16 protein-coding genes are annotated in these 21189 nt (G+C 66.2%); 8 read left to right on the top strand and 8 right to left on the bottom strand.

What is annotated here, in order from left to right; genetic code table 11:
* Nucleotides 1-41 precede the first annotated feature (41 nt).
* Together FAY22_RS18940 and FAY22_RS18945 are read right to left on the bottom strand one after the other, a co-directional pair.
* Nucleotides 42-1259, bottom strand: coding sequence for an EAL domain-containing protein (locus FAY22_RS18940; protein WP_146332075.1), 1218 nt, complete (start codon nt 1257-1259; stop codon nt 42-44).
* A gap of 163 nt (nt 1260-1422) precedes the next feature.
* The gene (locus FAY22_RS18945; RefSeq protein WP_146332077.1) at nt 1423-2859 is read right to left on the bottom strand and encodes a PLP-dependent aminotransferase family protein; all 1437 of its coding nucleotides are present in this window, start codon (nt 2857-2859) and stop codon (nt 1423-1425) included.
* Nucleotides 2860-3033: 174 nt separating this feature from the next.
* Between FAY22_RS18945 and FAY22_RS18950 the strand changes: the two genes are divergently transcribed.
* Nucleotides 3034-3378 carry a DUF2917 domain-containing protein gene (locus FAY22_RS18950; protein ID WP_146332079.1) on the top strand — a complete coding sequence of 115 codons (345 nt, stop codon included), beginning with the start codon at nt 3034-3036 and terminating at the stop codon, nt 3376-3378.
* Nucleotide 3379: 1 nt separating this feature from the next.
* Here the strand turns inward: FAY22_RS18950 and FAY22_RS18955 are convergent, their stop codons facing one another.
* A complete protein-coding gene (locus FAY22_RS18955) occupies nt 3380-4873 on the bottom strand; it encodes a PAS domain-containing protein (RefSeq protein WP_146332081.1) in 1494 nt (497 codons plus the stop codon).
* A 188-nt stretch (nt 4874-5061) separates the two neighbouring features.
* A complete protein-coding gene (locus FAY22_RS18960) occupies nt 5062-6105 on the bottom strand; it encodes an AraC family transcriptional regulator (RefSeq protein WP_146332083.1) in 1044 nt (347 codons plus the stop codon).
* Nucleotides 6106-6206: 101 nt separating this feature from the next.
* Between FAY22_RS18960 and FAY22_RS18965 the strand changes: the two genes are divergently transcribed.
* The 4 genes from FAY22_RS18965 (at nt 6207) to FAY22_RS18980 (ending at nt 12944) form a co-directional block, all read left to right on the top strand.
* On the top strand, nt 6207-7802 hold the full coding sequence (locus FAY22_RS18965) for an FAD-binding oxidoreductase (protein WP_146332085.1): 1596 nt from the start codon (nt 6207-6209) through the stop codon (nt 7800-7802).
* 2 nt (nt 7803-7804) lie between these two features.
* Nucleotides 7805-9409, top strand: coding sequence for a glycerol-3-phosphate dehydrogenase/oxidase (locus tag FAY22_RS18970; protein WP_146332087.1), 1605 nt, complete (start codon nt 7805-7807; stop codon nt 9407-9409).
* Nucleotides 9410-9428: 19 nt separating this feature from the next.
* Nucleotides 9429-10991 (top strand): FGGY-family carbohydrate kinase, encoded by a 1563-nt coding sequence (locus FAY22_RS18975; protein WP_146332089.1) that lies wholly within the window; start codon nt 9429-9431, stop codon nt 10989-10991.
* Between the two features lie 144 nt (nt 10992-11135).
* Nucleotides 11136-12944 carry an alkaline phosphatase gene (locus tag FAY22_RS18980; protein WP_146332092.1) on the top strand — a complete coding sequence of 603 codons (1809 nt, stop codon included), beginning with the start codon at nt 11136-11138 and terminating at the stop codon, nt 12942-12944.
* Nucleotides 12945-13000: 56 nt separating this feature from the next.
* On the opposite strand, the gene FAY22_RS18985 is transcribed toward FAY22_RS18980, so the two are convergent.
* From FAY22_RS18985 to FAY22_RS19000, 4 genes are read right to left on the bottom strand one after another with little or no spacing between them, the layout of a single operon-like run.
* Nucleotides 13001-14122: an ABC transporter permease gene (locus FAY22_RS18985; protein ID WP_146332094.1), complete on the bottom strand. Its 1122-nt coding sequence runs from the start codon at nt 14120-14122 to the stop codon at nt 13001-13003.
* Complete coding sequence (locus tag FAY22_RS18990) at nt 14119-15042, bottom strand: ABC transporter ATP-binding protein (protein WP_146332096.1); 924 nt, start codon at nt 15040-15042, stop codon at nt 14119-14121. Before FAY22_RS18990 ends, FAY22_RS18985 begins: the two co-directional genes overlap by 4 nt.
* Nucleotides 15042-16004 (bottom strand): HlyD family secretion protein, encoded by a 963-nt coding sequence (locus FAY22_RS18995; RefSeq protein WP_146332098.1) that lies wholly within the window; start codon nt 16002-16004, stop codon nt 15042-15044. Before FAY22_RS18995 ends, FAY22_RS18990 begins: the two co-directional genes overlap by 1 nt.
* On the bottom strand, nt 16001-16642 hold the full coding sequence (locus FAY22_RS19000; protein ID WP_146332101.1) for a TetR/AcrR family transcriptional regulator: 642 nt from the start codon (nt 16640-16642) through the stop codon (nt 16001-16003). Before FAY22_RS19000 ends, FAY22_RS18995 begins: the two co-directional genes overlap by 4 nt.
* Nucleotides 16643-16842: 200 nt before the next feature.
* Here FAY22_RS19000 and FAY22_RS19005 point away from each other — a divergent pair, with 200 nt between their 5' ends.
* From FAY22_RS19005 to FAY22_RS19015, 3 genes are all read left to right on the top strand, one after another.
* Entirely contained in the window at nt 16843-18867 is a 2025-nt protein-coding gene (locus FAY22_RS19005; protein ID WP_371417312.1) for a UvrD-helicase domain-containing protein, read from the top strand.
* Between the two features lie 140 nt (nt 18868-19007).
* The gene (locus FAY22_RS19010) at nt 19008-20435 is read left to right on the top strand and encodes a hypothetical protein (RefSeq protein ID WP_146332105.1); all 1428 of its coding nucleotides are present in this window, start codon (nt 19008-19010) and stop codon (nt 20433-20435) included.
* A gap of 136 nt (nt 20436-20571) precedes the next feature.
* Nucleotides 20572-21171, top strand: coding sequence for an HD-GYP domain-containing protein (locus FAY22_RS19015; RefSeq protein ID WP_146332107.1), 600 nt, complete (start codon nt 20572-20574; stop codon nt 21169-21171).
* Nucleotides 21172-21189 lie beyond the last annotated feature (18 nt).

Here is a 21189-nt window from a genome sequence, read left to right on the forward strand (position 1 = left end):
CAAGGAATGGTCGAGTTTGCCTTGCCGGAAATTTCGCCCGCTCAAAAAAACTGAGACCACTCCTCGACCCAGGCCGGCACCGCGTCGCGCTCCATCGGCCTGGCGATGTAATACCCCTGTGCATAGGTGCAGCCCAGGTCGCGCAGCAAGTCCCAGTCCTCGCGCGTTTCCACGCCGACCGCCACCGAATTGCGCCGCAGCTTGCGCGCCAGCTCCAGGCAGGAACTGAGCGCGAGGTGCATTTGCTTGTTGCGGGCGGCGCCGGCGACGAACGAGCGGTCGATCTTCAGGTCGAGGAAAGGGATGCGCAACAGCTGCTGCAGGTTCGAATGCGCCGTGCCGAAATCGTCGATCGACAGGCCGAAGCCGCGCATGCGCAGCCGCGCCAGGTTTTCCAGGCAGACCGGCACGTCGGTCATCGCGATGATTTCGGTGATCTCGAACGTCACGTCGCAGGGCGCCACCCCGTACCGGGCGGCGAGCGCGACGATTTTCTCGACCAGGCCCGATTCGGCCAGCGAGCTGGCCGACAGGTTGATCGACACCGCCAGCAGCAGGCCGAGATCCTGCCATGCGCGGCAGGCCGCGATCGATTGCTCGACCATCACCGAGGTCAGCTCGTCCATGTGGCCGCTGGCTTCCAGCATCGGGATGAAGGCCGCCGCCGGCACCAGCCCGTACTGCGGATGGCGCCAGCGGGCGAAGGCTTCCACCGCCTTGACCTTGCCGGTGGCCAGTTCCACCTTCGGCTGGAACAGCGGTTCGAATTGCTGCTCCTGCAATCCCTGGCGGATGTCTTCCAGGCGCAGCACCGGCAGGGCTTTCCTGGCAGCGCCATCGTGCGCGTGCGGCGGCTGGTAGCGCCCGATCACGTCTTGCAGGATTTCCGGCGTGGCCGGCTTTTCGAAGGCGCCGAGCAGGTTGATGCCGTAGGCCTTGGTCATGGTCTCGACCGAAAACAGCAGCGCCGAGCCGAGCGCGCTGACCAGTACCACTGCGCCCTGGTGCTCGGCCTTGGCCAAGTGGCGCATGAGCTCGATGCCGTCCATGCCCGGCATGTTCAGGTCGATGAAGCTGATGTCGATGCGCCTGCTCTTGTCTTGCAGGATGCCGAGCGCGACCTGTCCGTTTTCTGCTTCGGCAATATGCTGCGCGCCCAGTCCGGCCAGCATGACGACCAGCCAGCGCCGCTGGAATTCGTCATCTTCGGCTACGAGGAAATGCAGGTCGGCAATGTTCGACGGAGAGTGGTAGGTCATGGCTTCGTTTCCAGGCGAAATATCCTCGCCTGCACGGATGGCATAGTTGCCGTACGTCAATTATGCCTATGCTTCGGGAAGATATGAAAGCACTTTGTACCGCCCCGGCGCGAAAGGCGGCCGGGGCGTGCCCGCGGCGCGACACTGCCGGCGCCAGTGGTGTCTATGCGGCCCATTCGTCCAGCCGCTCGTGGACCAGCGCGCCCAGGGTTTTGACTGCCTCTTCGATCTGCGCGCTCCATTCGTTGCCGCAATTGAGCCGCAGGTAATTGCCGAACTTGCCAGAGGCCGAGAACAGCGGACCCGGCATGAACGCGATGCGATGCGCGATGGCGCGCTCGTGCAGCCGCAGCGCGTCGACCTGTTCCGGCAGCTGCACCCACAGCACGAAGCCGCCCTGCGGCTGCGATACCGAACAGACGGCCGGGAAGAATTCCGACACCGCGTCGGACATGCGCGCGATGCGCCGGGTCATGGCGCGCCGCATCTTGCGCACCTGGCTGTCGTAACTGCTGCTGCCGATGAAATCGGCCAGTACCGCCTGAAAGTAATGGTTGGTGCCGCCCGAGGCGACATTCTTCAAGAGCGCGACCTGCTGCGCGTAGCGCCCCGCCACCACGTAGCCCACGCGCGCCGAGGGGCTGACGACCTTGGAAAACGACGAGCACAGCAGCACGTGGCCGCTATCGTCGTACGCCTTCACCGGCCATGGCCGCTCCGAGGAAAAGCACAGGTCGCCGTACACGTCGTCCTCGATGAGCGGGATGTCGTACTGCGTCATCAGCGCCGCCAGGCGCTTCTTGTTTTCGTCGGGCATGATGCAACCGAGCGGATTGTTCGCATTCGGCACCAACAGGCAAGCTTGCACCAGCCCTTCGCGGATCGCCAGTTCCAGCGCGTCGACCGACAGCCCGGTGACCGGGTCGGTCGGGATTTCCAGCGCCTTCATGCCCATGCTCTCGATCAGCTGCAGCAGCACGAAATAGGTGGGCGACTCGATCGCGATGGTGTCGCCCGGCCTGGCCACTGCGCGCAGGGCGAGCGAGATCGCCTCGGTGCAGGAATTGGTGGCGATGATTTCGCGCGGGTTGAGCCGGCCCCAGTCGAGCGCGCGGCGGATGATCTGGCGGATGAAGTTGGGCTCGTTGGTGTCGAAGCAGCCATCCTGGGTCAGCATGTCGGGCCGGCGGCGCGCCACGCTGCTCATCACCTGCTGCATGCGCTTGACCGGAAGCAGTTCGTCCGGCGGCCACGACAGCGCCAGCTGCAGCGTGCCCGGCGCCTTGTTGGCGCGCAGCACGCGCATCAGCAGGTTGTTGATGCCGACATGGGTCGGCTCCTTCACGCATTGCGTATCGGCCACGGCGATCAGGCTGCGTGCCCGGTGCCGCACGTAGAAGCCGGCCTGCGGCCTGGCGTCGACCAGGCCGCGGTCTTCCAGCAGCCGCAGCGCCTGCATCACGGTGCTGATCGACAGGCGCTTTTGCTGCGACAGGTGGCGGATCGACGGCAGGCGGTCGCCGGGGACGAACACCTTGTTCGCGATTAACGCGCTGAGTTCGTCGGCCAGGTTTTCATAGAGGTTGGCTTGGGCGGGCATGGATTCATTCTGCAGGGGCGCGCACCCGCGACCAAGATACAGTTCGATGCATTTTCGACCAGTACAGTTTGCAGGCGCGCCAGCTGTGATGGTAACAATTTCGAATCGCTGCGCCTGTCGCCGCCGCACGCTTGCCCGTACGCTGGTACCTCAACAGACGAAAGGAGCGATGCGATGCAACCGAAGATACTGGCAGCAACCCAGAGCGGGGTCGAATGCGAACTGCATGAAGGTTATCCGCTGCGTCTTGTCGGCGCCCGCGGCCGCCGCGTGCAGTGCCTCGCCGGCATCGTGTGGATCACCGCCTGCAACCAGCCGGCCGATATCTTTCTCAAGCCGGGACAATCCTTCGTGATCCCGAACGGCGGGCTGGCGCTGGCCGAGGCGATCGGGCACGGCCGCATGCGGGTCGACCTGCCGCGCTCGCTGCATTACGCGGCATATCGGATGCCGGCCGGCTTGTTGCGCACCGTGAGGGCCTTGCAGGCGGCGCTCGTGCGGCTGAAGGTGTCGATTTGATTTAATCGTTGCGGCGCCGGTCGCGCCCGTTGCGCCGGCCGCGCGCCAAGAGCGGCAGGTCGAGCACGACGCGCGTGCCGTGGCCGGGCTGGGACAGCACCTCGATCTGGGCCCCGATCTGGCGCGCGCGCGCCGCGATGTTTTTCAAGCCCTCGCCGCGGTGGGCGATGCGCTGCACGTCGAAGCCGACGCCGTCGTCGCGCAGCTCGAAGCGGATGCTCTCGTCCTGCGCGCGCAGCGACACCGTGCCGCAGGTCGCATGGGCATGGCGCGCGCTGTTGCTCATCGCTTCGCGCGCGATGTTCAACACCTGGCGCGCCTCGTCCGGCATCAGCTGCGAAGCCGCCGCCGGGTCGACATCGATGGAAAAGCGCCCGAGCCTGCGGGTTTCGATCATGCGTGCCAGCTCCGCCAGTTCGGCCTTCAGCTGCGACGCGCTCAGCAGCAGGGGTTCCTGTCCGCGGATGAAGTGGCGGATATCGCGCATGATGTTGCGCAGGGTGGCGATTTCCCAGGACAGTTCGCGCGCCGCGCTGTGCGCCTGGCCTTCCGCGATCAGGCGCTGACTGTGCTCCAGGCTAAAGCTGACGGCGCAAATGGCCTGCAGGATATTGTCATGCAAGTCCTGCGACAGCTGGCGGCGCTCGGCTAGCGCAGCGCGCAGCTGCCGCTCGCTGCGTTGCAGCGCGGTTTCGTACTGCTTGTGCTCGGTGATGTCTTGCAGGATGCCCATCAGGCGGGCCGGGCGGCCGTCGTCGCCGCTGACCACTTCGGCGCGCGAACGCACGTGCCGCTCGCGCCCGTCGGCACGGATGATGCGGCATTCGATGTCGTAGTTGCCCTGTTTTGCCACTTTGGCCGCGATCGTGTCGCGCACGAACTGCACGTCGTCGGGGTGGATGAAGCGCAGGAAGCGTTCATAGGTCGGGCGGATTGCGCCCGGCTCCAGGCCCAGGATGCGGTAATGCTCGTCCGACCAGGCAAGCGTGTCGCTGCCGAGGTCCAGCTCCCAGCTGCCGATGTGGGCCACGCGTTGCGCCTCGGCCAGCAGATGCAGCTTTCTGGCGACGTCCGTCTCGGTAACCTCGCGCGGGGCTGCCTGACGCTGCTGCGCGCGGGCCAGGCAGTCGCGCAGCGCGTGCCGCAGTGGCGCCAGGCTTCCTGGCCAGGCGGGCCTGACCAGATAATCGTCGAGGCCCTCTTTCATGGCGGCGACCGCGAGTCCGGCATCGCCGTCGGCAGCGAACATGATGACGGCGCATGCCGGCTGGCTGGTCTTGATCGCCAGCAAGATGTCCAGCCCACTCGACCAGTACGTGCGCGCATCGATGACGGCGGCATCGGCGCGGCCCGCAGCCAGCGCGCCGGCCAGGCTATCCGCGTCCACGACATGCTGCACCTGCAGGCCGGAGAATTCCCGCTGCAGCTCGCGTTCCATGAGGGCGCGATATGCCGGATTGTCGTCGACCAGAAGAATGCGGTGTCTCGCGCTCATGAGCTCTCCAACGTCTCCGGTCAGCTCCGTTGGGGGAGAGGGGCGGCGACGTGCCACGCTTCTTATTGAATGAATATCGCGTGGGACTGGGTGCGGCGGGGGGCGGTTCCGGTTGCCTGCGCCGTTCCTGCGCTTGCGCAAAGCGCAGCCGGCAGGGAGGCGTGCGCCGGATGCGCGCGGCAATGCAACTAGTTGCCGCCCTGTTCCTGGAAGGCGCGGTAAGCGCCGGGATTCATGCCGGTCCAATCCTTGAAGGCGTGGTTGAACGAGCTTTGCTCCTGGTAGCCGAGCAGGAAGGCGATTTCCGCGATGCTCAGGTTTTTCTGTTTCAGGTACTCCAGCGCCAGCTCGTGCCGGGTCTGGTCCAGCAACTGCTGGAAGCCGATGCCGGCATCGGTCAGCTTGCGCTGCAGCGTGCGCGGCGTGATGTGGAGTTCTTGCGCAATCGTCGGCAGGCGCACGCGGTCCTGCTCCAGGTTGCCGACGATCGCCGCGCGCACCTGCGCGACGATGCCGCCTTCCCGCTCGGCCCGCTGCTTTTCCTTGAGCAAGCGTTCCGCGTGCTGCTGCAGCACCGGGTACAGGCTAACGTCGGCATTGGGCACCGGCCAGGACAGCAGGGCGGCATCGAAGCGCGCCACATGCGCGGGCGCGCCGAAGTGCACGTCGGGGCCGAAGATGCGCAGGTATTCGCTGCGGTCCTGCGGCGCTTCATGGGCAAACGAAACATGTACCGGTGGTAAAGCCTGCCCGGCCAGCCAGTTGCCGAAGACGCGGATGCCGGTAAACACGCTGTCGGCGAGGTGGCGCGAGGCGCGCGGAAAGGCGCTGTGCCAGCGGTATTCGGCGTTGTTGCCCTCGACCGATATTTCCGAGCGCCCCAGGTCGTGCGCCAGCGCCTCGTAGCGCATGGTCTGCTGCAGCGCCTGGCCGAAATCGCGGCAGCTCAACAGGATCAGCCCGTAGACGTTGTAGGTGCCCAGCTTGACCCGCTCGCCCACGTGCAGCCCGAACTGCGGATCGTTCGCCAGTTGCGCGCCGAGGTCGAGCAGCCGCACGTAATCGGTCGCCGCCAGCGATTCCGGCAGGGGCGCCAGCGTTCCCGCCGGCAGTCCCGCCGCCTGTTCCAGCATGCGCTCGCTCATGCCGCGCGCGGCCGCCGCCTCGATCAGCGGTTGCAGGTAGGTGCCGGCGACACGGCCGCAGGAGCGGCTAAGGGGTGGAGTTGGCATGATCGGACAAGTGGGCTGTCATGAATGCGCAATACACGGCCGCGGCCGCTCGTTAAGATTTTGTCAAATATCGATGCAGTATAACAAGTAAGGAATTCACGATGAGACGCTGGAACGGCTGGGGCGACGACGCCATCGACTATCCCCTCAACGACGACATGCTCGCCTTCCTGCGCGACCGGATCGGCGCCGGCACGCCGCCGGCCGACGCCACGCTGGCGCAGGCCTGCCGCTCCGTGGCGCCGAGCCGGCTGACGGCGCGGCGCGGCATCGACACGACGCCGGAAGCGCGGCTGCGCCATGCGCTCGGGCAAAGCCTGCCCGACTGGCTGAAATTGCGTTACGGAAAAGTCGAGCGTGTACCGGACGGCGTCGCCTTCCCGGAAAGCGGCGAACAGGTGCGCGAGCTGCTGGCCTGGGCCCGGCAGGAGGATGCGCTCGTCATTCCCTATGGCGGCGGCACCAGCGTGGTCGGCCACCTGGGCGCGCCGCAGACGGACAAGCCGGTGCTTACCATCAGCCTGGCGCGCCTGTCGCGCCTGCTCGACCTCGACCGGCAGGCGCAGCTGGCGAGCTTCGGCGCTGGCGTGGCCGGGCCAGACCTGGAAGCGCAATTGCGCGCGCACGGCTACACGCTCGGCCACTTCCCGCAATCGTTCGAATATTCGACGCTGGGCGGCTGGATCGTGACCCGCTCGTCGGGCCAGCAGTCGCTGCGCTATGGCCGCATCGAGCAACTATTCGCCGGCGGAAAGATCGAGACGCCGCGCGGCACGCTGACCATCCCGAGCTTTCCGGCGTCGGCCGCCGGCACCGACCTGCGCGAAATCGTGCTCGGCTCGGAAGGGCGCATCGGCATCCTCACCGAAGCGACCGTGCGCATTTCACCGCTGCCGCAGCGCGAAGCGTTTCACGCGGTGTTCTTCCCGACTTGGGCCGCCGCCGAGGACGCGGTGCGCGCGATCGCGCAAGCCAGGCTGCCGCTGTCGATGCTGCGCCTGTCCAACCCGGTCGAGACGCAGACCATGCTCGCCATGGCCGGCAAGAGCAGGCTGCTCGACCTGCTGCAGGGCTATCTCGGCTGGCGCGGCTGCCGCAACCAGAAATGCATGCTGCTGCTGGGCGCGTCCGGCGACGCCGGCGGCGTGGCCGCCGCCATCGGCCAGGCGTTGGCCGTGGCGCGGCGCTTTCACGGCGTGCACGCGGGCCAGGCGATCGGCAAGAAATGGAAGCACAATCGCTTTCGCAACGTCTACCTGCGCAACGCGCTATGGCAGCAGGGCTACGCGGTCGACACGGTCGAGACCGCCGTCGACTGGCCGCGCGTGGGCGCGATGATGCAGGCGGTCGAGCAAGCCGCGCGCGACGCGTTTGCCGCCTGTGGCGAGCGGGTGCACGTCTACACTCACTTGTCGCACATCTATGCCCAGGGCGCGAGCGTCTACACCACCTTCGCCTACCGCCTGGCCGGCAGCTACGAGGCCGACCTGGCGCGCTGGCAGGCGCTGAAAGGCGCAGTGTGCGAGGCCATCGTCGCCACCGGCGGCACCATCAGCCACCAGCACGGCGTGGGCGTCGATCACGCGCCCTACCTGGCGGCGGAAAAGGGGACGCTGGGGATGGGGGCGATGCGCGAGCTGTGCCGCCATTTCGATCCGAACGGGATGATGAATCCAGGCAAACTGTTGGCGGCCTGATCATGTGGCAGACCAACTGGCGCGAGCAGGCATGCGCGGCGCTCGACGCGTGCAAATGGGACATCGTCATCATCGGCGGCGGCATCACCGGCGCCGGCATCTTGCTGGAAGCGGCGCGCAACGGCTTGCGCGCGCTGCTGGTGGAGCAGCGCGACTTCGCCTGGGGCACGTCGAGCCGTTCTTCGAAGCTGGTGCACGGCGGGCTGCGCTACCTCAAGGAAGGCAAGCTCCTGCTCACGCGCGACTCGGTGCGCGAGCGGCAAAAGCTGCTGCAGGAAGCGGCCGGCCTGGTCGAGCCGCAAAGCTTCGCGTTCGCCGATTACCGCGGCAGGAAACCGGGGCGGCGCATGTTCGAACTGGGGCTGGCGCTGTACGACCTGATGGCCGGCCAGCGCATGCGGCATTACTTTGCGCCCGACGAGTTCGCCATGCTCGCACCGCACATCGCTACCGAAGGTCTCGACGGCGGCATGTGCTATCTGGACGCCAAGACCGACGACGCGCGACTGGTGCTGCGCGTGCTGCAGGAAGCGCTTGCCTGCGGCGGCAGCGCGATCAACTACATGGCCGCGCGCCAGCTGATCCGCCGCAATGGTCAAGTCTGCGGCGTCGAATTGCAGGATGCGGCGAGCGGAGAAATGCATGCGGTGCAAGCGAAGGTCGTCATCAGTGCCACCGGCGCCTGGGCCGATGCCATGCGCGGCGCCGTCCACAAAGGCCACAAGCTGCGGCCCCTGCGCGGCAGTCACCTGGTGCTGCCCGCCTGGCGCCTGCCGGTGGCGCAGGCGGTCAGCCTGATGCATCCGCAGGACGGGCGTCCGGTGTTCGCGTTCCCGTGGGAGGGCGTCACCCTGGTCGGCACCACCGATGTGGACCATCGCGCCGACCTGCGCTGCGAGGCCGCGATCACGCCCGGGGAAGTGAGCTACCTGCTGGCCGCGCTCGATTTCCAGTTCCCGCAGCTGGGCATCACGCGCGAGGACATCATCGCCACCTATGCCGGCGTGCGCCCGGTGATCGACAGCGGCAAGGCCGATCCGTCCAAGGAAGGGCGCGACCACGCGGTGTGGCTGGAAGACGGGCTGCTGACCGTCACCGGCGGCAAGCTCACCACCTTCCGCCTGATCGCGCAGGATGCGCTCAAGCACGCCGAGCCCATGCTGCGCGGCTGGCAGCTCGACCGCCGGCCGCGTCCGATCTTCCGTCCGGCGCCGGCGCTGGCGTGGCGGCCGCAACTGAACACCTTCCAGCGCCGCCGGCTGGCCGGGCGCTACGGCTGCTATGCCGGCATGCTGGTGGCCGACGCGCGCGAGGGAGAACTGGAGGCGATCGCCGGCACCGACACGCTCTATGCCGAGCTGCGCTGGGCCGCGCGCATGGAAGCGGTGCAGCACCTGGAAGACCTGCTGCTGCGGCGCACGCGGCTGGGCCTGCAGCTGCGCCACGGCGGCGCCGAGCTGCTGCCGAAGATACGCGCCATCTGCCAGCCCGCGCTGAAGTGGGACGACGCGCGCTGGAACGCCGAGCTCGCGGCCTATCTGGCGTTATGGCAAAAGCATTACAGCGTGCCGGAAGAGGGCGCGCCGGCATCCCAACAGGCCGCGTGACGGCCGGGCGGAGGAGAACATGTCCAAAGAATATATCCTGGCCATCGACAACGGCACGCAAAGCGTGCGCGCGCTGCTGTTCGACCTGCGCGGCCACATCGTCGCCAAGTCGCAGGTGCACCTGGAGGCCTACTTTTCGGAGCAGCCCGGCTGGGCCGAGCACGACGCCGAAGGCTACTGGCAGGCGCTGTGCACCGCCTGCCAGCGGCTGTGGGCGCAAAGCGATATTCCGAAAAGCGCGATCGCCGGCGTGGCCGTCACCACCCAGCGCGGCACCGTCATCAACCTCGACAAGCAAGGGCGCCCGCTGCGCCCGGCCATCGTCTGGCTCGACCAGCGCCGCACCGACCAGGTCCCCCCCATCAATGCGCTGTGGCGCGCCGCGTTCAAGCTGGCGCGCGTGAGCGACACGATCCGGTTCTTCAGCGGCGAGGCCGAAGCCAACTGGATCAAGGCGCACCAGCCCGAGATCTGGGCCAGGACCGACAAGTACCTGCTCTTGTCGGGCTACCTGAATTACCGCCTGTGCGGCGACTTCATCGATTCCATCGGCTCGCAGGTCGGCTACATCCCGTTCGACTACAAGGGCCTGAAATGGGCCGGCAGCTTCGACTGGAAATGGCAGGGGCTGCCGGTCGAGCGCCACATGCTGCCGGAATTGGCTGCGCCCGGCAGCATCATCGGCGAGATCACGCCGGCTGCCGCCGCCGCCACCGGCATTCCCGCCGGCACGCCGCTGGTGGCGGCCGCCGCCGACAAGGCTTGCGAAGTGATCGGCGCCGGCTGCATCGCGCCGCACGTGGGCTGCCTGTCCTACGGCACCACCGCCACCATCAACACCACCAGCAAGAAATACGTCGAAGTCACGCCCTTCATTCCGCCGTATCCGGCCGCCGTGCCCGGCGCCTACAGCACCGAGGTGCAGATCTTCCGCGGCTACTGGATGGTGAACTGGTTCAAGGAACAGTTCGGCCACCTGGAAAAGAGCGTCGCGTCGCAGCAGGGGGTGGCGCCGGAAGAACTGTTCGACGAGCTGGTCAATTCGGTGCCGCCCGGCTCGATGGGCCTGATGCTGCAGCCGTACTGGACGCCCGGCATCAAGGTGCCGGGGCCGGAAGCGAAGGGTGCGGTGATCGGCTTCGGCGACGTGCACACCCGCGCCCATTTTTACCGCGCCATCCTGGAAGGCCTTGCCTACGCGCTGCGCGAGGGCAAAGAGCGCATCGAACAGCGCAGCGGCGTGCCGATCACCGAATTGCGCGTGTCCGGCGGCGGCTCGCAAAGCGACGCGGCGATGCAGCTCACCGCCGATATCTTCGGCTTGCCCACCGCGCGCCCGCATCTATATGAAACCTCGGGCCTGGGCGCGGCCATCGACGCCGCCGTCGGTCTGAAGCTGCATGCGGATTTCGGCAGCGCGATCGCCGCGATGACGCGCGTGGGACGCGTGTTCGAGCCGCAGCCGCACCACCGGAAAATCTACGACGACTTGTACCGTCGCGTGTACCGGCAAATGTATGCGCGGCTGCAGCCGCTGTACAAGGAAATCCAGAAGATCACCGGCTATCCGCGCATGCACTGACGGATGCCGTTCTTTCGAGCGCCTAACGGAATTTCGCTGACAAGGCGAGCCGATATGAAGGGTCCAAGAGCCAGGTCAAGGCGGCACGAACATCGAGCGGCATGCTGTTAGGCGCTTCATGAATTAAAAAGGGAGAGAGACAACATGGATAGAAGAAGTTTTCTGAAAGGCGCGGCCTATTTCACGGTCGCGGCCGCCGCCGGCGGCACGCTCACCGCCTGCGGCGGCCTGTTCGCCAACCTGCCGAAGGGGACGTTCGATTTCCCGCTCGGCGTGGCCAGCGGCGATCCGAAGGAGAGCAGCATCGTGTTCTGGACGCGCTGCGTGCTCACCAATCCGCAAGCGGCAAAGGATGCGGGCTTTCCGATCAACGCGCTCGACCTGGAGCTGCAGGTGGCGACCAACGCCGGCTTCGAAAAGCTGGTCGCCTCGGTCAAGCTGAGCGCCGCCGACACCTACGATTACACGGTGCGCGCCAAGGTCACCAACCTCAAGCCGGACACGCGCTACTTCTACCGCTTCGTGTGCGGCAAGGACGCCAGCCCGATCGGCCAGACCCGCACCGCTCCGGCCGCCGGCGCCGACGTGCAGGCGCTGCGCTTTGCCTGGCTGACCTGCCAGGACTGGAGCGTCAACCACTGGGCGGCGATGGAAATGCTGGCCGAGGAAGAGGTCGATTTCCTGGTGCACCTGGGCGACTACATCTACGAGACGGTCGGCGCGTCGTTCCAGACAGGCGCCGCCGAGCCCGCGCACCAGCAGATCATGCTGCCCGACGGGCAGGCGCTGCCACCGCGCGGCGTTTGCGCCACCAGCGTCGAGGATTACCGCACGCTGTACCGCACCTACCGCGGCGACAAGCGCCTGCAGGAGCTGCACCGCAAGTTCGCGATGATCGCGATCTGGGACGACCACGAGTTTTCCGACGACTGCTGGCGCGACCACCAGACCTATTCCAACGAAAACAAGCAGCAGACCGCGCGCCGCCGCGCCGCCAGCCAGGCCTGGGCCGAATACATGCCGATCGACTGGGGCGACGTGTCGTTCGACCTGGCCAACGAAGCCTACGACAATATCCGCATCTACCGCGACTTCAAGTTCGGCAAGCTGATGCACCTGGTGATGACCGACGAGCGCCTGTACCGCGACGACCATATCGTCAGCGAAGCGTTGTACGCATCGATGGTCGGCCACGATCCGATCAACGGCAACGATTCGATCGGCAGCCGCTATTTCGTGCCGCAGCCGCTGCTGGCGCAGATCGAGGCGCAGAAGACTGCGGCCATGCAGCGCGCGCCCAGCATCCTCGGCACCACGCAGGCGCAGTGGTGGAAGGACACGCTGAAGAATTCCGGCGCCGCGTGGAAGGTGTGGGGCAACGAAGTCACGCTCAACCGCATGTGGCTCGACCTGCGCAGCCAAGCGCCGGCGCCGTACAACCAGCTCTACATCGTCAACGCCGACGGCTGGGACGGCTACCCGGCGCACCGCGCCGAGCTGATGTCGTACCTGAAGACGGAGAACATCGGCAACGTGGTGGCGATCACCGGCGATCTGCATGCCTTCCAGTGCGGCGTGATCCGCGACAATCCCGATCCCGCAGCCGGCACGCCGGTCGTGGTCGACTTCGTCACCGCCGGCATCAGCAGCTCGTCGTTCTACACCTACCTCAGGGATGGCGCGGGCAGCACGCCGCTGGCCCCCTTGGTCGCAACGCCGGAAATCTTCGACCAGGTCATGCGCGCCAATAATCCGGATTTTGCCTATACCGACCACAATGCGCAGGGCTATGCGGTGGCGACCATTACCCCCACCGCGTTCACCGTCCTGTTCAACAAGGTCAAGCCCTTGAACAGCGACGGCACGAAACCTGCCGAGCCGCTGGCCAAGCGCACGCGCATCACCGTGCAGGCGGGCTCCACCGCGCCGATGGTGGAAGACAACGTAGCCTAAACGCCAGGCGCGCCGCCGTTCCGGCCCGATGGCCGGGATGGCGGTGCAGGCACAGTTCAGTCCAGCGTCTGCCGGTACCGCCGCAGCGCGATCAGGCCGGCCGCCAGCATGAACAGCGCGATCGGCCACACTTGCGGCGCGATCTCCACCGCGCCGTTCCCCTTCAACATGATGCCGCGCACGATGCGCAAAAAGTGCGTTAGCGGCAGGAATTCGCCGATCGCCTGCGCCCATTCCGGCATGCCGCGAAACGGGAACATGAAGCCCGACAGCAGCATCGACGGCAGGAAAAAGAAGAAGGTCAGCTGCATCGCCTGCATCTGGTTCTTGGCGATGGTGGAAAAGGTGAATCCAACGGCAAGATTGGCGGCCATGTAGACCACCAGCGCCGCCGACAATAGCGCCAGGCTGCCGAACATCGGCACGTCGAACAGCAGCCAGGCCGCAATCAGTATCACGGCAGTCTGCACGTAGCCGATCAGGATGTAGGGCAGGATCTTGCCGACCATGACTTCCAGCGGCCGCACCGGCGTCGCCAGCAGGTTTTCCATGGTGCCGCGCTCTCGCTCGCGCGTCATCGCCAGCGCCGTCATCATCACCATCGTCATGGTCAGGATCACGCCGATCAGGCCGGGCACGATGTTGTAGCGCGACACGCCCTCCGGGTTGTAGCGCCGTTGCGCGCGGATGTCGAACGGCGTGTCCTGCTGCGACGCGGCCACCGGCCCGACCGGATTGTGCGCGATCACCTGCCGGCTGATGGCATTGATCGTCGCCAGCGCATTGCCGGACGCGGCCGGATCGGTGGCGTCGGCCGCCAGCAGTACCGCCGGATGCTCGCCGCGCAGGATCTGGCGCGAGAAATCGGGCGGTATCACCAAGAGGAATTGCACGCGGCCCTGGTCGAGCAGGCGGTCGCCTTCGGCTTCGCTGGCAGGTCGCGCGGTGACGCGGAAATAGGACGAATTCTCCAGGCTCGCCACCAGGCTGCGCGAAAACTCGCTGTGATCGGCGGAGACCACCGCCAGCGGCAGGTGCTTGGGATCGGTGTTGATCGCGTAGCCGAACAGGATCAGCTGCATGATCGGTACCCCGACCATCATGGCGAACGTCAGCCGGTCGCGCCGGATCTGGCGGAATTCCTTGATCAGGATGGCGAGCAGGCGCGACCAGTTCATGCGTAGTTATCCTCCGACTGCCGCATCAGCGCAATGAACACGTCTTCCAGGTTAGTGGCCACCGGCGTGATTTGCAGGCCGCTGTCGCGGTAGGGCGCCAGCGCCGCATCGAGCGCCTGCTGAGAAGTGCTGCTCGCATGCAGCGTGGCGCCGAATGACGCGGCATTGATCGCCGCATCGGCGCGCAGTGCTTGCGCCACTTGCGCCAGTTGCGGCCCGCTGATCTCGACCGTGGCCAGCCCCGCCTGCGCGATCAGTTCCTCGGCCGTGCCCTGCGCCAGCAGCTTGCCGTAGGCGATGTACGCGAGCCGGTGGCAGCGCTCCGCCTCGTCCATGTAGTGCGTCGACACCAGCACGGTCAAGCCCTTCGCCGCCAGCTCGTGCAAATGGTCCCAGAACTCGCGCCGCGCCTTCGGATCGACGCCGGCGGTCGGCTCGTCGAGCAGCAGCAATTGCGGCTCGTGCAGCAGGCACGCGGCCAGCGCCAGGCGCTGCTTCCAGCCGCCGGACAGCGCGCCCGCCAGCTGCGTGCGGCGGCTGGCCAGCCCCAGCTGCTGCAGCGTCGCGTCCACCTTGCCGCCGCGCTCGGGCACCCCGTACACGCGCGCGACAAAGTCGAGGTTTTCCTCGATGGAGAGATCGTCGTACAGCCCGAAGCGCTGCGTCATGTAGCCGACCTTGGGCTTGATCTGGCGCGACTCGGTGCGGATGTCGTGGCCGAGGCAGGTGCCGCTGCCGTCGTCCGGCGTCAGGAGGCCGCACAGCATGCGGATGGTGGTGGTCTTGCCGCTGCCGTTAGGCCCGAGAAAGCCGTAGATGCGGCCGCGCTCGACCCGCATGTCGACATGGTCGACCACGATGCGCTCGCCGTAGCGCTTGGTCAAGCCGCGCACATCGATGATGGCTTGCGCGCTGTCCATCACTTGCCCGTCTTCGCGTTCGCCAGCCGGATTTCCACCGGCTGGCCCGGATGCAGCGCCTGCGCCTGGTTTGCCGCCGGGCGCGCCTCGATCATGAACACCAGCGTCGCCCGGGTTTCCTTGCTGTAGATGAGCGGCGAGGTGTATTCCGGCGTGCTCGACAGATAGCTGATCTTCGCCGCAATGGCGGACTGGCAGCCGTCGCAGCGCACCACCACGTCTTGCCCGAGCTTAAGCGCGCCCAGCGCCGGCTCCGGCACGAAAAAGCGCAGCTTGATGTTTTGCGGCGGCAGCAGGCTGACGACGGGGCTGCCGGCTGGCACGAATTCGCCCTCGCGGTACAGCGTGTCGCTCACCTCGCCAGCGACCGGGATGCGCTGCGTCTTTTGTTCCAGCCGCCAGTCGGCCTGCGCCAGCTGCGCTTCGGCTGCCTTCAGGTCCTTTTGCGCGGCGTCGATCTCGTCGCTGCGCGCGCCCAGCTGCGCAACGCGCAATTGCGACTGCAGCTCGCCGGCGCGCCCCTGGTCGCGCTCATAGGCGCTGCGCGCCTCGTCCAGCGCCGCCGGCGAGAGGAATTTGTCGGCCACCAGCTTCTTGACGCGGGCCAGGTTGCGCGTCGACAGCTGCAGTGCGGCCTGCGCCTGCTCCAGCTGCGCGCGCACCGCCGCGATTTCATCCGGCCGCTTGCCCTTCCTGAGGTTGGCCAGTTGCGCCTGCGCGCGCTGCACGCGGAACGCGGCTTCCTCGCGCGCGGCGCGCTCGCTTTCCTGCTCCAGCACGAAGGCTGGCGCGTTCTGTTGCACGCGGTCGCCGCGATTGACATGCAGCTTCACCAGGGTGCCCGCAATCGGCGTCGCCAGCCGCACGTATTCCGCTTCCGCGTAGCCGGGAAAGTAGTCGGCGGCTTTTTCCGCACAGCCTGCCAGCAGTGCCGCGATCCATAGAATGTGTACTGCTTTCATGCGGTGCTCCGATCTGGATTGGACAGGCCGCGCAGCGCGAATTCGATGCGCTGCTCCACCGCCTTTTTCGACAACACTTCGCGCTGCACGATGCCGTTTGCGCCGGGCGGCAGCATGCCCGCATTGCGCGCCGCCGCGCCCAGCAGCAGGGGAGCCATCACCGCGCCGCCGAGAAAGGCGACCAGCTGCGGCAGCGGCGCCTGCACGAGGTGCCCGCTGCGCTGCGCATCGCCGATCAACCCGGCCAGGATGCGCACATGGCGCGGCACGTTGGTCTGCAGGAATTCGGCGGCGATGCGTTCCCCGGCCAGCGCATCGGCGAAGATACGCTGCAACAGAGGCTGGTGCGTGCGGCCGAAGTGGGCCAGCACGCGCAAGGCATTGCGCAAATTCTGCAGCGGCGCCTCGCTCGCATGCGACTGGAGCACCAGCTCGGAAAACATCTGTTCGTACATTTGCGCGAGCAGCGTGCGGATGAAGTTGTCCTTGCTGCGGAAGTGGTAGTGGAACATCCCGAGGTTCACCCCCGCGTGCTCGGCCAGCTTGCGCGCCGATAGGCCGCGGCAGCCGGATTCAGGCAGCAGTTCGAAGCCGGCCTGCAGCAGGCGCTGGTCGATGTTTTGGGAGGGGCGGGCCATGGAATTATTATACGGCCGACTAATAATATCGCAATGACAATCTGCCGCTGCTTCAGCACAGCGCATTCAACGGCAAGCGATTTATTCCCGTAGCGGACTTGCAACTCTCCGGTCCGTGCGGCGTTGCGCTGCTACAATGGCTCGCTTTTGCTTCTCCGGTTTTCCATATGTCCCACGCTCCGCATCACGCTACACATGGAATGAATCGTCCGCAGGGCGAAGCGGTCCTGTACATGGAGGGGCCATGCCTGGTGCTGGCCGGCGCCGGCTCCGGCAAGACGCGCGTGATCACCACCAAGATCGCGCACCTGATCGAAAACTGCGGTTACGAAGCACGCAACATCGCTGCGGTCACTTTCACCAACAAGGCCGCGCACGAAATGCAGGAGCGTATCGCCAAGCTCCTCAAGAATCCGAAGGAAGCCAAGCACCTCACCGTCTGTACCTTCCATTCGCTCGGCATGCAGATCCTGCGGCGCGAAGCGAAGGAACTCGGCCTGAAGGACCGCTTTTCGATCATGGACAGCGACGACTGCTTCTCGCTGGTGCAGGACTTGGCCATGACGACCGACAAGCAGCTGATCCGCCGCATCCAGAACGAGATGTCGCTGTGGAAGAACGCGCTGGTCGACCCCGACACCGCAGTGAAGCTGGCCGTCACCGAAGAGCAGGCGGAAGCCGCGCGCATCTACCGCAACTACGTTGCCACGCTGTCGTCCTACCAGGCGGTCGACTTCGACGACCTGATCCGTCTGCCGGTCGAGCTGTTCCGCCAGAACGAAGAAGTGCGCGACCGCTGGCAGCGCAAGCTGCGTTACCTGCTGGTCGACGAATACCAGGACACCAACACCTGCCAGTACGAGCTGGTCAAGCTCATGGTCACCGGTGTCGGCAAGAAGCCGATGTTTACCGCCGTGGGCGACGACGACCAGGCGATCTACGCCTGGCGCGGCGCGACCATCGAAAACCTCAAGCAGCTGCAGGTCGATTTCCCCGACCTGAAGGTGATCAAGCTGGAGCAGAACTACCGCTCCACCACGCGCATCCTGCAGGCGGCCAACGCCGTGATCGGCAACAACCCGAAGCTGTTCGAAAAGCAGCTGTGGTCCGAGCATGGCCTGGGCGAGCCGATCAAGGTGATGGCGATGCAGGACGACGAGCAGGAAGCCGAGCAAGTCGCGATCATGATTTCCGCGCACAAGTTCGAGCGGCGCAGCAAGTTTTCCGATTACGCGATCCTCTATCGCGGCAACCACCAGGCGCGCGTCATCGAGCAGGCGCTGCGCAAGGAACGCATCCCGTACACGATCTCCGGCGGCCAGAGCTTCTTCGACCGCGCCGAGATCAAGGACATCGTGTCCTACCTGCGCTTAGTCGCCAACAGCGACGACGATCCCGCCTTCATCCGCGCGGTGACCACGCCCAAGCGCGGCGTCGGCCAGTCGACGCTGGAAGCGCTGGGCGCCTTCGCCGGCCAGTGGCAATGCTCGCTGTTCGAGGCGGTGTTCAAGGGCGGCATCGAAGCGAAACTGGCCGACCGCCAGCTCACTCCCTTGCGCGAATTCTGCAACTTCATCAACGGGCTGGAGGCGCGCGCCTCCAAGCGCGGCGAAAACGCCGCCGAGCTGCTCGACGAGATGATGAAGGAGATTAATTACGAGTACTACCTGTACGATACCTTCGACGACCGCCAGGCGCAGAGCAAGTGGCAGAACGTGCTCGACTTCACCACCTGGCTGAAGGAAAAAGGCACCGGCGGCAAGGATGGCACCGCCGAGGAAAAGAGCTTGCTGGAGCTCACGCAGATGGTGGCCTTGATGACCATGCTCGAAGGCCGCGACGAAGAACCCGACGCGGTGCGCATGTCGACGCTGCATGCGTCCAAGGGCCTGGAATACCCGCACGTGTTCCTGGTCGGCGTGGAAGAGGGCATCCTGCCGCACAAGGGCGACCCCGACGCGCCACCCGAGACGCTGGCCGCGCGCATCGAGGAAGAGCGGCGCCTGATGTACGTCGGCATCACGCGCGCGCAGCGCAGCCTGCACATCACCTGGTGCAAGCGCCGGAAGCGCGCGCGGGAGAGCATCAATTGCGACGTGTCGCGCTTCATCAAGGAAATGAAGCTCGACGAGGGCGACGCGCTGCCGAAGGAAGAGGAAGTCATGACGCCGCAGGATCGGCTGGCGAACCTGAAGGCGCTGCTGTCCAGGCCGAAGGCGGCGTAAGGCGCCGGGCCAGCATGCTGGCAGCGGGCCTTTTGTAAGTTGGTGATTGGCAATGATGCAAACCGGAAATATACTTCCTGTTACATCCTGTTTCAAATCGGGATGTCCCATCGCCAACCGTCACAACAAGAAAGCTTCCCATGCCCGGCTCTCCTGTTCGCCTTGCCCCTTTGCGCATTGCCGGCATCGCCGCCGCGATTGCGATCATGTCCGGTTGCGCCGGGCCGAAGTACACGGTGGACGACGGCAGTCCGGTCGATGCACAGCTGCTCGCCGCCATCCGCACCTACGGCCAGGGCCATCAGGCCACCCGGGCGGCCGTCGTCAAGACCGCACAGCTCAACGACAAGGATTGCGACAAGCAATGGGAGCTGCCGTTCGTGGTGGCGACTTCCTACGATCTGCCGCGCGAAAAGAAGATCGCCTGGGTGCGCGGCCTGGCGGTCGACGAGCGATTGTCGGTGATTGCGGCCGCCCCCGAATCGGGTCTCGCGGTGGGCGACAAGATCGAGGAAGTCCACGGCTATAAGCGCGAGAATACCCAGAAGATGCTGGTCGAGCTGATCGACCGGCGCGACAGCGGGCGCCCGTTCGAGCTGAAGCTGTCGGATATGCGCGTGGTCAAAATCGCGCCGGTCGAGGTCTGCCGCGGCCATTTCCAGATCGCGGCTCCGGAAGGCGGGCCGGCGCAGGATTACCACTGGCTGCAGTCGACCCATCCGCTCTCGGCCTTCTCGCCCAAGCTGACGCCGGACGAAGCCTTGTGGGCCGTGCTGTGGACGCAGGGGCTGTCGGAAGAGGCCGGCGCGCGCATGAAGGTGTATCACTACGGCCTGAAGGCGGTGAAGACCGGCATGACGATCGCCAGCATCGCCAGCGTCGTCGGCAGCGTGGGCGCCGCCGCCCAGGCGGCCAATGCGGCGGCCAACGCTGCCGCCAACAGCGCCGCCAGCGCGGCCGGCAATGCCGCCGCCCAGGCCGCAGCGCAGGCGGCGGCCAAGGCGCTGGCCCAGCAGGTGGCGGACGACGCGCGGCAAAGCGCGATCAACGCCGCGCAAAAGCTGCTGCGGCAGCAGGCGCAGGACATCGCGATCAACTCGGTCAAGGCCGCCGCCATCTTCAAGGACAGCCTGTCCGGGATTTCGTGGGTCGCCGGCACCGGTTTCTACATGGCCGACAAATGGGCGTTCGACCGCATGGAAGCGCTCGGCGCCGACCCCATGGCCGCCTTCACGCTGCATTACAAGCTCGCGTCCGGCTCGCTGTCGCAGAACGCCTTCGTGTTTGACGAGGAAAGGCTCAAGCTCATCAGCGAGATGGCGCAGAAGAAGGGCCTGGCCGAGAAGGTGAAGCTGGCCCTGTCCGGCGCGGACCCGGATGCGCCGCCGGCCGTCGCGGAGGCGCTCGCGGATAGCGGAACGACCGAATTGCGCCCCCTGGACGATGCGCCTGCGGCGCAGGAACCCGAAGCGGGAGCGGCCGAGCATGCCGATGCGCCGCCGCCGGCGCAACCTGTCGCGTTGCCGGCGGAAGACAGCGTGCCGCCGATGACAGCGGCCGGTTCCTGAGCGCGTTCCCCGCGCATACTTGATGCCTGCACGCAATGCGGTGATCCGGGTAGAATTCTCTTAATCAAGAAAGTCCGACGGCCCATGCCTGCCGATCTGGCATGAAGGGTCAACGAGACGTATTCGAAAGGGAGCAATGCACGATCTGTCCGATTTCAGCGCATCGCGCCGCTATACCGAGGCGCTCGCGGTCGCGCTGCATGAGCGCGATCCGTACACCAGCCTGCATTGCGACCGCGTCATTGCCTTGTCCATGGAACTGGGCGCCGCCTGCGACCTTTCCAGGAGCGAGCTGGGGATGCTGGCGGTGAGCGCGTCCTTCCACGACATCGGCAAGATCGGCATTCCGGACCACGTACTGCGCAAGCCGGGCGGCTTTACGCCCGAGGAATGGGAAATCATGAAAACCCACCCGGCCCGCGGCGAGCGCATCCTGCGCGCCACGCTGCTGCCGGACGCCGGCGCGATCGGCGCGGTAGTGCGGCATCACCATGAGCACTTCGACGGCAGCGGTTATCCGGACGGCTTGGCGCGGCAAGAGATCCCGCTGATGTCGCGCATCCTGTCGGTGGCCGACAGCTACGACGCGATGGCGTCGTCGCGCGTCTATCACCACAAGCGCACGCATGATGAAATTCTCGCGGTGATGCACACCGAAGTCAGCAGCAAGTTCGATCCGTCGGTATTCGAACAGTTTGCGCGCGTCATCGAGCGCAGCGCGTCGCGCGCGCAATAGCAGCCACTCGGCCGCGCA

It is taken from the genome of Noviherbaspirillum sp. UKPF54 (genome assembly GCF_007874125.1).
In the GTDB taxonomy this organism is placed as follows: Bacteria; Pseudomonadota; Gammaproteobacteria; order Burkholderiales; family Burkholderiaceae_D; genus Noviherbaspirillum.